Origin of the sequence: Geobacillus sp. ZGt-1 (genome assembly GCF_001026865.1) — a bacterium.
GTDB lineage: Bacteria > Bacillota > Bacilli > Bacillales > Anoxybacillaceae > Geobacillus > Geobacillus thermoleovorans.
This window is the reverse complement of sequence record NZ_LDPD01000025.1, coordinates 178,354-180,226: the sequence shown is the minus strand read 5'-3', so window position 1 is coordinate 180,226 and position 1,873 is coordinate 178,354. Positions and strand designations below refer to the sequence as shown.

Below are 1,873 nucleotides of genomic sequence, written 5' to 3'. Positions count from 1 at the left end.
TTCTTTGTTGCATCTATATAAATCACCAGCCTCCTAGATCGTGCCAAGAAGACGAATCAAGAAGAGGCATCGTTCGCCGCCAAGGGCGAGGGGTGCCTCTTTTTTCCGCCCTGTGTGAGTTGAGAAATCAACAAGAAGCGTGTAAACTAGTAAAGGATGGGCAACGCACTAGCATACTCGGTACAAGCCCAACATATGATGAAGATAAAGGCATGGCACGGCGTGAGGCGGTGCTTTTCCTTTTCGTGTTTTGCAAAAGCCGTCAGCGTTGAGGCGGAAGAGGTGTTCATTTGCTTCACTGACGGAGGAGCGAGGAGAAAGCCCCCTTCTCGCACCGCAGCAAGCGGTGGGGAAGGTCAAGCATAGGGTGAGGAGGAAGCAACGTGAAAAAATCGACGACGGCCGCATTGATGGCCATATCGATGCTCATTGGGGCGGGAGGGACGTACGCTGGCCTTCAGTTGGCGGACCGCCCGATGGAAGGCTCGCTTTCGACGATTGTTTCGAATGAGCCGTCCAAGTCGACGAACGACAGCGAAGAGATGAAAAAAATCCGGCAAGCTTATGAGCTCATTAAGAATCGGTACGTGGAGAAAGTGGATGAAGAAAAACTGACGGAAGGCGCCATTCAAGGTATGATCAACACGCTCCATGACCCGTATTCCGTCTACATGGATGCGGAAACGACGGAGCAGTTCAACGAGTCGCTCGACTCGTCGTTTGAGGGGATCGGCGCCGAAGTGAGCATGATCGACGGCAAGGTGACGATCGTTGCTCCGATCAAAAACTCGCCGGCGGAAAAAGCGGGTCTGAAGCCGAACGATCAAATTTTGCGCGTCAACGGAGAAAGCCTGGAAGGGCTTGATTTATATGAAGCGGTATTGAAAATCCGCGGCAAGAAAGGAACAACGGTGGAGCTTGACATTTTGCGCCCCGGCGTCAAAAACGTGATGAAAGTCAAAGTCGTCCGCGACGAAATTCCGATTCAGACGGTGTATGACTCGATCAAAACATACAACGGCAAAAAGGCGGGCTATTTGCAAATTACGTCGTTTTCGGAAAACACAGCCGCCGATTTTAAAAAGAAATTGGCGAAGCTTGAGGCCGAACATATTGATGGCTTGATCATCGATGTGCGCGGCAATCCGGGCGGCTATTTGCAAAGCGTTGAGGAAATTTTGAAACAGCTCATCCCGAAAGGCAAACCATATGTGCAAATTGAAGAACGCGATGGCGATCGGCAAAAGTTTTATTCCGATTTAACGGCGAAAAAGCCATACCCGATCGTTGTGCTCATCGACAAAGGAAGCGCATCCGCGTCGGAAATTTTGGCGGGAGCGATGAAGGAAGCGGGCGGCTACAAGCTGGTCGGCGAGGCAACGTTCGGCAAAGGGACGGTGCAGCAGGCGATTCCGATGGGCGACGGCAGCAACATCAAATTGACGCTGTACAAATGGCTGACGCCGGACGGGCATTGGATCCATAAAAAAGGGATCAAGCCGGATGTCGCGGTGGCGCAGCCGGATTATTTCCACGTCGCTCCGCTTCATGTGGAAAAACCGCTTCGGTATGACATGAACGACGAGCAAATCGCCAATGCGCAAAAAATGCTCAAAGGGCTTGGGTTCGACCCGGGCCGCACGGACGGCTACTTCAGCAAAGAAACCGAACAAGCCGTTCAAGCGTTCCAAAAAGCGAATCAGCTGCCGGTTACGGGACGAATCGATGAGACGACGGCGGATGTGCTGCAAACGAAAATCATGGAAGCCGTCCGCGATCCGAAGCATGATGTGCAGCTGAAAAAAGCGCTTGGCGTGTTGTTTCCGTCGTAAGCGAGCCGAGGACGATTGATGCTATATACGGTAATAAGAAA

General features: G+C 51.9%; 1 protein-coding gene. It reads left to right on the top strand.

The genetic code is table 11. The features are described from left to right. The first annotated feature begins 383 nt into the window (after positions 1-383). Complete coding sequence (locus VU18_RS13550; protein ID WP_021321650.1) at positions 384-1,832, top strand: S41 family peptidase; 1,449 nt, start codon at positions 384-386, stop codon at positions 1,830-1,832. The last annotated feature ends 41 nt before the right edge of the window (positions 1,833-1,873 follow it).